Source organism: Rhizobium mulingense (assembly GCF_029194105.1).
Lineage (GTDB): Bacteria > Pseudomonadota > Alphaproteobacteria > Rhizobiales > Rhizobiaceae > Rhizobium > Rhizobium mulingense.
Genome location: NZ_JARFVE010000015.1, coordinates 142,801 through 155,907, shown reverse-complemented (window position 1 = coordinate 155,907; position 13,107 = coordinate 142,801). Strand labels below are relative to the sequence as shown.

Below are 13,107 nucleotides of genomic sequence, written 5' to 3'. Positions count from 1 at the left end.
CCTGTCGCGGCGCAGGCCTTCAGTGAAAGGGGCACCGGTGCTCCTCGATATGGGCGACGAACTCAGCGCGAAAATGCGCGAGTGCAGCCCGCAATCCCATCGCCGCCCCGTCACCCAAGGCACAAAACGTATTGCCGAAAATGCCCTTGCAGAGCATCTCCAGCTGCTCCAGATCGCCGGCAGCACCTTCGCCGGCCTCGACCCGGCGCAGGACCTTCACGACCCAGTTCAATCCTTCCCGGCATGGCGTGCACTTGCCGCAGGACTCATGATGGAAGAATTCGATGATCCGGGTCGCGACCTTGACCATGCAGGTCGAGTCGTCGATCACAATAACGCCAGCCGAGCCGAGCATCGAGCCGGCGGCGGCCAGCGAGTCGAAATCCATCCCGACCTCCAGCCCGTGCTCCGGTATGACCGGCGCTGAGACCCCGCCCGGGATGACCGCCTTGATTTTGCGGCCCGGCAGCACGCCGCCGGCGTGGTTCTCGACCAGTTCGCGCAGCGGTATGCCCATCGGCAACTCATAGAGGCCGGGTTTGCGCACCTGCCCACTGAGGCAGTAGAGCTTCGGCCCGGGGCTCTTGTCCGGACCGATGCCCCGAAACCAGTCCGACCCCCGCGTAACGATATGCGGCACGCAAGCGAGCGTTTCGACGTTGTTGATCACTGTCGGGCTTGCGTAGAGCCCAGCCACGGCCGGAAATGGCGGCTTCAATCGCGGCTGCGCCCGTTTGCCCTCGAGCGACTCGAGCATCGCAGTCTCTTCGCCGCAGATATAGGCGCCGGCGCCGCAGTGGATGTGTATGGTGAAATTGAAATCCGAGCCCAGAATGCGCTTTCCGAGATAACCCTTTGCTTGGGCCTCGGCGATCGCCTGCTCCAGACGACGGATCGCCGTCACATATTCTCCGCGAATGTAGACATAGGCGGTTTCGGCCCCAATCGCGTATGCACTTACCGCCAACCCCTCGATCAGTTGATGCGGGTCGCGCTCCATGATGATCCGATCCTTGAACGTGCCCGGCTCGCCCTCATCGGCGTTGCAGCACAGATATGTCGGCTTGCCGGTCCGCTTCGGCACGAAACCCCATTTCATGCCCGTTGGGAATCCGGCACCGCCGCGACCGCGTAGGTTGGACCGCTTGACGAGGTCGATAACCTCGTCAGGCGTGTTTTCGCACAGCACCTTGGCCAGAGCCTGGTAGCCTCCGCCGGCCTCGAAGGTGGAGAGCAGATGGCCATCCCGAACATCGACATTCTTGAGGAGGATCGGTTCGAACATGACGCTATTCTCCCGGCGGTGCTGCTGAGGCGAGATCGGCACCAGTCGCTTGCCCCGCCTCCGTTCGCAACCTGTCGAGAAGCGCGTCGATGCGCGCGATGTCGAGGTCGCCGTGATAGTCATCACCAACCTGCATCACTGGAGCCATCTCGCAGGCGCCGAGGCATTCGACGGTCGAAAGCGTGAACAGCAGGTCTGGGGTGGTTTCGCCCTTCTTGATCCCGAGGACCTCTTCCAGATGCCTCAGCAGGTCCTCGGATCTGCACAGCATGCAGGAGACGTTGTCGCAAAGCTGCAGATGGAACATGCCTACCGGTTCGGTATGGAAGAGTGTGTAGAAGGTCGCCAGCTCGTAGACCCAGATCCGCTCGACTCCGAGAATGTTGGCGACCTCCTCCAGCACCGGACCAGGCAAATGGCCGTGCTCCGTCTGCGCGATCCGAAGCGCGGGCATGATCGCCGAGCGCTGGTCGGGATACCGCGCCGCCGCCTCTTCGATCTTTTCGCGCAGGGTCATCACGTCCAAATCCTCTGCTACTTGTCCACCTCCGCCATTACGGGGTCGAGGCTGCCGAGCACGGCGATCATGTCCGCCAGATAGCGGGCGTTGCTGACCCCGAAGAGGGCCTGAAGATTGACGAACGAGGGTGCCCGCACCTTCATGCGGAACGGTTTTGGCGAGCCGTCACTGATGATGTAAAAGCCAAGCTCGCCCTTTGGGGCCTCGATCGCCGAATAGACCTCGCCCTTCGGCACCTTGAAGCCGTAGGCCGACAGGTCGAAATGCTGGATCAGCGCCTCCATCGAGCAGTGCACCCGATCCTTATCCAGCGGGAAGGCGATTGTCGGCATATCGATCTGGAACGGCCCCTCAGGCATCTGGTCGATGCATTGTTCGATGATCCCTATGCTTTCGCGCATCTCGTCGACGCGGCATCGCCAGCGTGCATAGCAATCGCCTTCGTGACGGGTGATGACGTTGAAATCGAGCCGGTCGTAGATTTCGTAGGGCTCATCGCGCCGGATGTCCCAGTCGACACCGGAAGCACGCAGATTCGGGCCGCTGAGGCCGAGATCGACGGCATCCTCGGCGGAGATCACGCCGATCCCCTTCGTGCGATTGAGAAACACCCGGTTATCTTCGAGCAGTCGCTCATAGTCGCGAATCCGGTTCGGAAAGATGTCGCAAAACTCCTGGATCTTGGGGAAGAATCCGTCAGGCAGGTCCTCGCGTACTCCGCCGACCCGGCAGAACGAGGTGTGCATGCGCGCACCGGTGATCATTTCCAGGAGGTCCATGATCATTTCACGTTCGCGCATGACGTAAAGCAACGCGGTCATGGCGCCGAGATCCATCGGCAAAGCGCCCGTGATCAGGAGGTGACCGGAGATCCGTGCCAGCTCGGCCATCATCACGCGGATATATTGCGCCCGGATCGGTGCTTCTATGCCGAGGAGTTTCTCCACCGCCAGCGCGAAAGCGAGGTTGTTCGAGGGCGGACAGAGATAGTCGAGCCGGTCCGTCAGCGGGAAAATCTGGGTATAGGTGAAGCTCTCCGCCAGTTTTTCGGTGCCGCGATGGAGGTAGCCGATATGCGGATCGACGCGCTCGACGAACTCGCCGTCCAGTTCGAGGACGAGCCGAAGAACCCCATGGGTGCTGGGGTGCTGCGGACCGAGATTGAGAAGCACTTCCCTGGTATTGAGCGCTTCGCCCTCAGGCCTGCTGAGCTCGGTGACTTCGGTCATCTCAACGTTCCGGCGTAGAACGGCCTCCCTTACGGAATGTCCCTGGTGGCAAGGTCGGGCTGCGTTGGCGGCGGACCTTCGGCACCGAAGGGGTTCAACTTGTCCTTATACCCCCTGAGGGGGAAATCCTTGCGCTGGGGAAAGCCCTCGAAGCCTTCCCACATATAGATCCGGCGCAGATCGGGATGTCCCGCGAAGCTGATGCCATACATGTCCCAGGCCTCACGCTCATGCCAGTTGGCGGTGCGCCAGACTCCCGTGACCGAAGGCACTTCAGGAGGATCGCCAAGGGGGCACTTGATGCGGACCCGCCACCTATTGGGCAGCGAATAGAGATGGTAGACCGCCTCGAACCGCGGCGTTTCGGGATAATGATCGACCCCGCAAATGTCGGAGAGGAAATTGAATTGCAGCGCCGGATGCTCTTTCAGGAACCGGCAGAACTCGACGATCCTCTCGGGCGGGACGGCAAAGGCGTCGATGCCGTGCGCAGTGCCGAGGTCCTCGATGGTTTCTCCGAAGCGCTCCATGATCGGAGCGCGATTGAGGGGCGGCTCCGCACTCATGACGCTATAACCCGATCCAGAGGTGTTCCGGCGAGCGCCCGCGACCTCTTGATCTTTTCTTGAAGCAGGAGGAAGCCATGCATCAGCGCCTCAGGCCGGGGCGGACAGCCAGGCACATGCACATCGACGGGCACGAAGGTCTCCGATCCCTGCACCACGGCGTAGGTGTTGTAGACCCCGCCCGAAATAGCGCAGGTGCCCATGGCGATCACCCAGCGCGGTTCCGGCATCTGGTCATAGAGCCGCCGCACGACGGGCGCGAATTTCCGGGTCACTGTGCCGGCGATGATCATGACGTCGGATTGTCTCGGCGAAGGGCGGAACACCACGCCGAACCGGTCGAGATCGTAGCGGGCGCAACCGGCGGAGATCATCTCGATGGCGCAGCAGGCAATGCCGAAGGTCTCCGGCCACAGCGCCGATCTTCGGCTCCAACTGATGATGCTGTCGGCCGTAGTGAACAGCACGCTGTCGCGGATCGCGTTGTTTACGCCTCCCATTCAAGCGCTCCTTTCAGCCAGGCGTAGGCGAAACCCACGAGAAGCAGCAATATGAAGACGAACATCTCGATATAGCCGACCAGGCCGATCTCTTTCAGGACGACGGCCCAGGGAAAGAGAAACATCGCTTCGACATCGAAAACGACCAGCAGGATCGCGAGGATAAAGAACGGCACCCTGAAGCGGCCCGCCGCCGCCTCGCCCGCTGCGTCCATGCCGCATTCATAGGGCATGTTCTTGGCGGGATAAGGATTGGATGGGCGCAGCAGCGAGGAGACGAACAACGTCACCCCCGCCACCAGAACGACTCCGGCGACCATGAAAAGAACCGGCAAAAATTCCATTGCAGTCATATCACTGCACCGGTCGCCCATCGACCACGCCGCGGCGCGACTTGGGCAATCCTTCCTCTGCCTTCAAGTCTATTCCGTCGGTGTGATCATTGCAAATCCAATCGCTCACCCGCCAAAGACCGACTCTTGGGCAAGCTTTAGAAACCACGACGGAAATAGGCCGATGCCGATGGTGCCGGCAGCGGTGACGGCGAGTGTCGCGCCCACCAAAGGGGTCAGCGCCGGGGCGAACGCTCTCTTCGGCTCGCGCATGTAGATCACCATCACGATGCGGATGTAGAAATAGGCGGCGACGGCGCTGAGCAGTACTGCGATAACAGCCAGCATGACGAAACCACGCTCGACGAGGGCGACCAGCACGTAAAATTTGGCGAAGAACCCGGCCGTCGGCGGAATACCGGCCAGCGAGAAGAGATAGAGCAGCATTAGAAGCGCCAGCCCCGGATGTGACTTGGCGAAACCCGCATAGTCGTCGATGACCTCGCCCGAAAAATCGCCGTTCCGCATCATGATGACGGTGCCGAAAATGCCGAGATTCATGAACGCGTAGATCAGCAGATAGAGCATCACGCTGGCGATCCCATCGGCGCCGCCAGCGGCCACGCCGAAAATGGCGAAGCCTGCATGGGCGATGCTGGAGTAGGCCAGGAGGCGCTTGAAATTGTCCTGGACCAGCGCCACGAAGCTGCCAAGCGCCATCGTCACCACCGCAATGACCGCGACGATGATCCAGACGTCTGAAGCTGCGACCAGAGGGTTGAGGAACACCCGCAGGATGACCGCGAACCCCGCCGCCTTGGGGCCGACCGACATGAACGCGGTGATCGTCGTCGGCGCGCCTTCGTAGACGTCCGGAACCCACATATGGAACGGCACCGCGCCGACCTTGAAGACCAGCCCCGCGACAATGAAGACTACCGCTAGCAGCAATCCGGGATCGAGCGGATTGCCGGTCACCGCTGCAGCCATCGCGTCCAGTTGTGTGGTGCCGGTCAGCCCGTAGACCAGCGAAACGCCGTAAAGGAAAATCCCGGTCGAGACCGCGCCAAGGATCACATATTTCAGCGCCGCTTCGTTCGACCGCCGCTCTCGCCGCAGGAAGCCGGTCAGCACATAGGTACAGAGCACCACCAGTTCGAGGCCCACATAGATCGACATGAGATCGGTGGCCGACGCCATGATCATCATTCCCGAAAGCGCGAAGAGCAGCAGGACATAGTATTCGCTGCTGCCGATCCCTTCGATATCCGCATATTTTCGTGAGAGGAGGAATGTCAGGACGGTGGCTAAATAGAACACGAACTTAAAGAAGACCGCGAAGCGGTCGGCGACGAACATGCCCGTGTAGGCCGGCCGAGCCTCGCCCGCCAGCATGAGTGTCGCCAAGGCGGCAATCAGTACGATGGCAACGGAAGCCCAGACAAGGAAATGTTCCTGTCTCTTTTGCACAAACTGTCCCAGAATCAGCAGGATGCAGGCCGCCGTGACCACGATGATCTCGGGCAGGCTCGCAAGGACCGACTGGAGAAGAGCAGCGGCGGTCATTGGCTACTCTCCTCACCGTGCACCTGCGCGAGGAGATGTTTCGCCGAGGCATCGATGATGTTGAGAAAAGGTTTTGGATAGAGCCCGACCCAGAGCACGAAGACGGTCAGCGACAGGATCGCAGCGATCTCGCGGGCGTTTACGTCACGTATCTTAAATCGGGCACTGACACTCGCCGGACCAAGCGCGACCTTCCCATACATGCCGAGCAGATAGGCCGCGCCAAGCAATGCGCCCAGAACGGCGGCCGCGCCGACGGCCAGGTTGGCCGCAAACCCGCCAGATAGCACGAGCAACTCTCCCACGAACGAATTCGTTCCCGGCAGCGCCATCGACGACAGGATGAACAAGGCAAGAAACGCGGTATAGACTGGTGCTGCCTTCATCAGCCCACCATAATCGGCGATGCTGCGGGTGTGGGTCCGCTCGTAGATCAGGCCGACAAACAGGAACAACGCGCCCGTCGTCACGCCATGATTGAACATTTGCAGGATGCCGCCCTCGAGCCCGCGGAGGTTCAGCGCGAAAATCCCCATCGTCACGAAGCCCATGTGGCTGATGCTGGAATAGGCCACCAGCTTCTTGAGGTCATCCTGCGCCAGCGCAAGCAACCCGCCATAGACGATCGCAAGTGCCGAAAGCGAAAGCATCAGGGTTGAATAATACACCGACGCCTCCGGCAGCATCGGCAGCGAGAACCGCAGGAAGCCGTAGGCGCCCATCTTCAGCAGCACTCCGGCGAGGATGATGCTGCCCGCTGTCGGCGCCTGCACATGGGCGTCCGGCAGCCAGGTATGGACCGGCACCATCGGCACCTTGACCGCGAAGGCGACCAGGAAAGCGAAAAACAGCCACGACTGGACCCGGAACGGCAAATCCTGTGCTGTCAGAGCGAGAATGTCGAAGGTCTCGCCGCCGTTGAAATAGAGCACGATGACGCCGACCAGGAACAGGACGCTGCCTGCCAGCGTGTAAAGGAAGAACTTGAAAGCCGCATAGACCCGGCCGTCGCCGCCCCAGACGCCGATGATCAGGTACATCGGGATCAGCATCGCCTCCCAGAAGACGTAAAACAAGAACAGGTCGAGTGCGCAGAAAACCCCCAGCATCAGCGCCTCCATGGCCAGCAAACTGACCATGAATTCCTTCACCTTGCGATCGATCGCGACCCACGAGGCTAGCACGCAGGTCGAGCCCAGCAGCGCGGTCAAGAAAACGAAGAGGGCACTGATTCCGTCAATTCCAAGCGCATAGGTGATCCCGAGCGCAGGAACCCACGGGCGCGTCTCGGTGAACTGCATCGCGTGGGTCGTAGTGTCAAAACCGGCCAACATAGCGATGCAGAGAGCGAGGTCGAGGACGGTGACACCCAGCGCCATCCATCGCACCGCAGCGTCGCTGCGCAGAACCATCAGAACCGCTGCCCCGGCGACGGGTGTGAATACGATGAGGCTGAGTAGCGGTAACCCCATGTGACCCCCTACCGCCACGCCACGGCGAAGATGGCGGTGGCCGCGATCACACCGACGATCATCGCCAGCACGTAATGGGTCACGACGCCGGTCTGGAGTCGCCGGAGCCGCCCGCCGCCGCGCAGGATCGAGCGGGCAACGCCGTTCACGACAGCGTCCACCCCGGTGAGATCGATCCGCAGTCCCGCCCGTGCCGCTCCATACAGCAGGGGCAGCGCCCCGGTTTCGGACACGTCGCTCACCGCCTTCTCGTAGCGCGCCAGCGGTCGTTCGGCGAGCCACATGAAGACCCGCGCGCCCTTGCGATAGAACCAGTCGGTGTCGATGCTGATGGTGTTCTCCGGGTCGAGCGCCCGCAGGAACAGCACGAACCCGAAGGCAGTGAACATCAGCACGCCGAGGCTCTCCGTGACATGGAGGCCAGTGTAAGGTTCGAAGTCGACCGGATAGGGGAGAAGCGCATAAAGCGGCTGCGGGAACACTCCGATCGCAATGCAAAGCACCGCCGCCATTCCCATCGCGACCAGCATGTTGCGCGGCGGCTCCCGCGCCTCCAGTTTCCGGTCCGTGCCGAAAAACATGTAATACGGCAGCTTCAAGCCCGTGTGCAGGAAGGTCCCCGACGATGCCATTGTCAGCGCCAGCACCACCAGCGCCCGATGATCCTGTCCGGCAGCGGCGATCACCATCGATTTGGTGACGAAGCCGGAGAAGAAGGGAAATGCCGAGATCGCGAAGGCGCCGACCATGTAGAGCGCCACTGTCAGCGGCATGGTCTTGTAGAGCCCGCCAAGCTCTGTGAGCTTGCGACGGCCGGTGACGTAGATCACCGCCCCAGCACCCATAAACAGAAGCGCCTTGTAGAGGATATGCGCGAAGGCATGGCTGGTGGCGCCGTTGACAGCCATCTCGGTCCCGATGCCGACGCCCGCCACCATATACCCCACCTGGCTGACGATGTGATAGGCCAACAGGCGCCGGCAGTCGTTCTCCAGTACTGCATAGATGACGCCGTAAAGCGCCATCGCGGTGCCGAGCCAAACGAGAAGCTCGGTTCCCGGAAACGCGCGCGCCAGCACATACACGGCGGTCTTGGTGGTGAAGGCGCTCATGAATACCGCCCCGGTGACTGTTGCCTCAGGGTAAGCGTCGGTCAGCCAGGCGTTGAGCGGCGGCACGGCGGCGTTCAGAAGGAACCCGGCAAGGATCAGGTAGGCGCCGGCGCCCATCCCCCCCTCGATCGGGCCTAGGAGTAGCGAGCCTGTTGAAAGCCCGTAGAGAATGATTCCGCCAAGCAGGACGACGCCGCCCGTGATATGAACCATGAGATACCGAAACCCGGCGCTGATCGCTTGCCGGCCGCCCTGTGCGAAGACTAGATAGGCAGAGGCAAACGCCATGCCTTCCCAGAACAGGTATAGCGTCAGGTAGTCGCCGGCGAATACCACGCCGAGCGCGCTCCCGACGTAGACGAACGCAGCGACGTGCTGGCCGGGGCGAGGCAAGTGCAGCGCGTAGACCGTTCCGATCAGAGCCATGATGGTGAAAACCGTGGCAAAGACGCTGCTCAGCTTGTCGACCTTCGCGATCTGAATTTGCTGCCCCAGGAACGACGCCGCGCCGTAGTTGTCCGGCTGCATCGTGACCACGGCGAGGATCGCCAACGCCGGGATCAGCAGCAGATAAGCCTTGCGGATCGATCCTCTGAGGAACGGGATCGGCAGAGCGCCGAGAATGAAGAGCAGGGCCGGATGGATGAATTCAGTCATAGTAGTCCTCGCGCCGCATCAGCCCAGCCCGATGGCCGAGAAACTTGGAAACGAAGATGAGAAGCACGCAGGAGCCGAAGCCGTAGACAGCCGACCAGCCCGGCAGGTGGTCCCACAGGTATTCGGCGTGTTCGCGGGGAACTAGAAAGTCGGCGATGACGATAAGAACGAGCGCCAGATAGAACAGCCGGCGCCGCTGATGCGCATATTCTTCGGCGCCGAAGAAATCGACCACGCGCTTGATCATCTGACCACTCCGTCCGCCAAGGTGAGAAAATAGCCAGGGAAAATGCCCATCAGCACCGACAGGATGGCGGTTGCGACCAGCGGGATCGTGACCATCGGAATTTCCCGAACCGTCGCGGGGCTCTCCTGTGCCTCAGTCCCGAAAAAGGCGAGATAGCTGATTGGCAGGAAATAGGCGGCATTCAGGACCGAACTTATGAGGAGCACGATCAGGAATGGGATTTCCCCCGCCTCCACCGAACCCCGTACCAGATACCACTTGCTGACGAAGCCCGCGGTCAGCGGCACCCCGATCATGCTGAGCGAACCGACGAAGAACGCCCCCATCGTCCAGGGCAGCCTTCGGCCGATCCCAGCCATATCGCTGATGTTGCGCTTGCCAGATGCGCAATAGATTGAACCCGCGCAGAAAAAGAGCGTGATTTTGGAGAACGCATGCGCCGCGATGTGAATGATGCCGCCGACCATCGCGACCGGCGACAACAGAACCGCGCCCAGCACGATGTAGGAGAGTTGGCTGACGGTCGAATAGGCGAGCCTCGCCTTCAGGTCGTCCCGCGTGAGGGCGTAGACCGACGCCATGAGGATCGTGAACGAAACCAGATAGGCCGTGGCGATACCGAGGCCCAGCTTCCCCACCAGTTCGACGCCGAAGACATGGAAGACCACTCGCAGCACGCAGAACACGCCCATCTTGACCACGGCCACCGCATGCAGGAGCGCGCTGACCGGTGTCGGAGCCACCATCGCGGCAGGCAGCCAGGCGTGCATCGGCATTACCGCGGCCTTGGCGAAGCCAAAGAGATAGCAGAAATACACGACCGTCAGCAGCAGCGCGGAGGCATCAGCTCCCGCCAGCAGCCCGCCCGTCACAAAGTCGAGCGACCCGGCAATGTGGTAGGTCAGCGCCAACGCGGCGAGCAGCACGCTTTTCGACGCGCCCATCAGATAGACGAGGTACTTGCGGCTGCCCGTCCATCCTTGCTCGTCCTCGTGGTGGTACACGAGGGGATAGGTAACGAGACTGAGCACCTCGTAGAAGATCACCAGCGTAAACAGATTGGCGGCGAAGGCGCCCCCTGCGGCGGCGGCCAGACTGCTGGCGAAGCAGGCGAAGAACCGGGTCTGCGCGTGCTCGTGCAAGTGCCGCATGTAGCCGATGGAATAAATCGCAGCCACGATCCACAGCAGCGACGAGACGGTGGCAAACACCATGCCGAGCGCGTCGACCCGAAAAGCGAAGTCAATCCCCGGCAGGATCTCGAACAGGCGCAAATCGATCGTCCGGCCCGCCAGCACGGTGGGCGCCATCGAGGCGACAATCGCGAACATGGCGATTGCGGCCAACGGGGAGACGACATCGCGGAGTTTCTCGCGGTTGTCCAGAAGGAGAATCGCAAGGGCCGCCAGACCTGCGACGGCAACGGCAAGCAGCGGCCGGATCGATATCACCGGGTCCAAACCGCTATCCTTTCATCATGGTCACGTCGTCGACCTTGAGGGTGGACTTGTTCCTCACGAGGGCGACCAGGATACCGAGGGCGACCGCAACCTCCGCCGCGGTGATTGCGATGACGAAGATCGCGAAGATCTGCCCGCGAAAATCGGCGTAGTAATGCCCGAAAGCGATGAAGTTGATGTTGACCGAGTTGAGCAACAGCTCCAGCGACATGAGCACCACCAGAATGTTGCGCCGGATCAGTACGCCCGCCGCTCCGATCACGAACAGGACCACTCCAAGCACAATATACCACCAGAGCGGAACCATCACTCCGGCTCCTTCCGCGCCAGCACGATGGCGCCGACCAGGGCCGCCAAAAGGATCACGGAGGCGATTTCGAACGGCAGGAGATAGTCGGCGAAAAGCGTCGTGCTGAGCTGTCTGATCTGATCGCCGCCGGGTATGGCGACAGGTTGGATGACCGAAAAGCGGTCACTCCAGAGCACCAGCACAAGCATCTCGACGCCAAGCAGAACGACCAGCACCAGAGCCGGAAGGTTGCCGCCCGGCAAGAACCGCTGCAACACCGCTTCGCGCACATCGATCATCATGATCACGAACAGGAACAGGACCATGATCGCGCCGACATAGACAAAGATCTGGATGACCGCGAGGAACGGCGCCTCGAGCAAGACGAAGATGGCCGAGATACTAAGGAAACACGCCATCAACGCCAATGCGCTGTGAACCGGATTCCGCGCCAGGACCACCGTCAGAGCGGTGATCACGGACACCGTAGCGAACAGAAGAAAGAACCCCTGATCCATCGACGCCGCCCCTCCGGCGCGAACTGTCACTCGGCGCGAGACGGCCGGCTATGAGATCGTGCCGCAACTTCAGATGCGTTCATAAATTGTGCCCTAGTATGAGCTTTTTCACAAGGTTATTGTCATCGGCGGAGCGAAACCGGGCCAGCCCGATGTGGCGAAGACCACTCGCGACGCGCGCGTTCGATAGCGCCATAGCGAGCGGGCGATCTAGCGTAGCCGCGAGAACCAGGCGGTCCCGGCCGACCGAGAGGCATCGATCGGACGTGTCGTGCTATTTCCTTGTGTAGGCAATAGCGTCCTGCAGCTTGGTGCGTCCGCGAAGTACGTATCGTCCTTATCCCTCGCGAAGACAGCTGAGGCCGGTTTGCGGATCGAGGAGATGCATCGCCTCCTCGTCGAAGAAGAGGGTGAGCGTTTCGTCGTAGCGGATCGGCGTGCGCGGCGGCAAACAGGCCATCAGCCGCTGATTTCCGGCAAGGGCGGTGACGACGAGTTCTGGGCCGGTCAGCTCGGCGACCTCCAGGGTTGCCTTGAGCGACGGGCCGGCGCCGTCCGTGCGAAGGGCCTCGGGGCGGATGCCGAGGACGAGTTCGCGGCCATTGACGGCGGCTTCGGCGAAGCGGGCCGGCAGGGGCAGGCTGGCATCGGAACCTGCAATCGCCAGCCGGCCATCGCGCACTGTCGCCTTCAGCAGGTTCATCGGCGGAGCGCCGCGCCGTCGGCGCCCTTCTCGCTACAGCGATTCTTGCTGGTCCCGCTGCCGCCGCCGATAAGACCAAGATTGACTTCTGGTTCGGCAATTCCGGTGACATCGCAAAGCGTGTCCAGGGTGAGAGGGACTTTGCCGAGATCAGTCACGGCACATTCAAGCCGCGCTCTCACCTGGCGGTAGACATGTTCGGAGAGGCAGATGGCACCGGGCTGAGCAACTCCCTCCAATCGCGCGGCGATGTTGACGCCGTCGCCCATCAGGTCGCCGTCGTTCTCCTCGACAACATCTCCCAGATGGATCCCGACCCGGAACTCGATGCGATGCTCCGGAGGCACGCCGATATTGCGCTCGACCATCGCCGTCGGCACCTCGATCGCGCAGCGCACGGCGTCGACGGCGCTGCGAAACTCGATGAGGCTTCGATCGCCGGTGCGCTTGACGATACGGCCATTGTGCACGGCGATCGTCGGATCGACCAGGTCGCTGCGCAGGGTTCTCAGCCGCGCCAGGATGCGATCCTCGTCCGCACCGGCGAGACGGCTTTAGCCAACTACATCCGCGACCAGGATCGCCGCCAGTTTTCGCGTCACGCTCGTAGCCTCAGTTCCTCATCGGACCAAAATAGCACAGTGTGACCGG

General features: G+C 61.6%; 13 protein-coding genes and 2 pseudogenes. All 15 read right to left on the bottom strand.

The genetic code is table 11. From position 1 onward, the window contains the following. Window positions 1–19: 19 nt before the first annotated feature. Window positions 20–1,285 carry an NADH-quinone oxidoreductase subunit NuoF gene (gene nuoF, locus PYR71_RS27365; RefSeq protein ID WP_183920065.1) on the bottom strand — a complete coding sequence of 422 codons (1,266 nt, stop codon included), beginning with the start codon at window positions 1,283–1,285 and terminating at the stop codon, window positions 20–22. 4 nt (window positions 1,286–1,289) lie between these two features. Then, the gene (gene nuoE, locus PYR71_RS27360; protein WP_275621622.1) at window positions 1,290–1,802 is read right to left on the bottom strand and encodes an NADH-quinone oxidoreductase subunit NuoE; all 513 of its coding nucleotides are present in this window, start codon (window positions 1,800–1,802) and stop codon (window positions 1,290–1,292) included. Window positions 1,803–1,819: 17 nt separating this feature from the next. Further along, complete coding sequence (nuoD, locus tag PYR71_RS27355) at window positions 1,820–3,034, bottom strand: NADH dehydrogenase (quinone) subunit D (RefSeq protein WP_275621608.1); 1,215 nt, start codon at window positions 3,032–3,034, stop codon at window positions 1,820–1,822. Window positions 3,035–3,063: 29 nt separating this feature from the next. Further along, window positions 3,064–3,600, bottom strand: a complete 537-nt coding sequence (locus tag PYR71_RS27350) for an NADH-quinone oxidoreductase subunit C (protein WP_275621607.1) — start codon at window positions 3,598–3,600, stop codon at window positions 3,064–3,066. Next, window positions 3,597–4,100 (bottom strand): NuoB/complex I 20 kDa subunit family protein, encoded by a 504-nt coding sequence (locus tag PYR71_RS27345; RefSeq protein WP_003582024.1) that lies wholly within the window; start codon window positions 4,098–4,100, stop codon window positions 3,597–3,599. The genes PYR71_RS27350 and PYR71_RS27345 overlap by 4 nt, the downstream gene beginning before the upstream one ends. After that, window positions 4,088–4,453, bottom strand: a complete 366-nt coding sequence (locus PYR71_RS27340) for an NADH-quinone oxidoreductase subunit A (RefSeq protein WP_097582071.1) — start codon at window positions 4,451–4,453, stop codon at window positions 4,088–4,090. The genes PYR71_RS27345 and PYR71_RS27340 overlap by 13 nt, the downstream gene beginning before the upstream one ends. A gap of 105 nt (window positions 4,454–4,558) precedes the next feature. After that, the gene (locus tag PYR71_RS27335; protein ID WP_275621606.1) at window positions 4,559–5,998 is read right to left on the bottom strand and encodes an NADH-quinone oxidoreductase subunit N; all 1,440 of its coding nucleotides are present in this window, start codon (window positions 5,996–5,998) and stop codon (window positions 4,559–4,561) included. Beyond that, window positions 5,995–7,470: an NADH-quinone oxidoreductase subunit M gene (locus tag PYR71_RS27330; RefSeq protein WP_275621605.1), complete on the bottom strand. Its 1,476-nt coding sequence runs from the start codon at window positions 7,468–7,470 to the stop codon at window positions 5,995–5,997. Before PYR71_RS27330 ends, PYR71_RS27335 begins: the two co-directional genes overlap by 4 nt. An 8-nt stretch (window positions 7,471–7,478) precedes the next feature. Further along, window positions 7,479–9,239 (bottom strand): Na(+)/H(+) antiporter subunit D, encoded by a 1,761-nt coding sequence (locus PYR71_RS27325; protein ID WP_275621604.1) that lies wholly within the window; start codon window positions 9,237–9,239, stop codon window positions 7,479–7,481. Further along, window positions 9,232–9,486 (bottom strand): hypothetical protein, encoded by a 255-nt coding sequence (locus PYR71_RS27320; RefSeq protein ID WP_183920051.1) that lies wholly within the window; start codon window positions 9,484–9,486, stop codon window positions 9,232–9,234. Before PYR71_RS27320 ends, PYR71_RS27325 begins: the two co-directional genes overlap by 8 nt. Continuing rightward, complete coding sequence (locus PYR71_RS27315) at window positions 9,483–10,946, bottom strand: monovalent cation/H+ antiporter subunit D family protein (protein ID WP_275621603.1); 1,464 nt, start codon at window positions 10,944–10,946, stop codon at window positions 9,483–9,485. The genes PYR71_RS27320 and PYR71_RS27315 overlap by 4 nt, the downstream gene beginning before the upstream one ends. 4 nt (window positions 10,947–10,950) lie before the next feature. Beyond that, entirely contained in the window at window positions 10,951–11,253 is a 303-nt protein-coding gene (gene nuoK, locus PYR71_RS27310; RefSeq protein WP_183920047.1) for an NADH-quinone oxidoreductase subunit NuoK, read from the bottom strand. Beyond that, entirely contained in the window at window positions 11,253–11,753 is a 501-nt protein-coding gene (locus PYR71_RS27305) for an NADH-quinone oxidoreductase subunit J (protein ID WP_275621602.1), read from the bottom strand. The genes nuoK and PYR71_RS27305 overlap by 1 nt, the downstream gene beginning before the upstream one ends. Window positions 11,754–12,090: 337 nt before the next feature. Further along, a pseudogene (locus PYR71_RS27300) lies at window positions 12,091–12,468 on the bottom strand (TOBE domain-containing protein); the annotation flags it as partial. Window positions 12,469–12,485: 17 nt separating this feature from the next. After that, window positions 12,486–13,058, bottom strand: a pseudogene (locus tag PYR71_RS27295) (adenylate/guanylate cyclase domain-containing protein); the annotation flags it as partial. Window positions 13,059–13,107 lie beyond the last annotated feature (49 nt).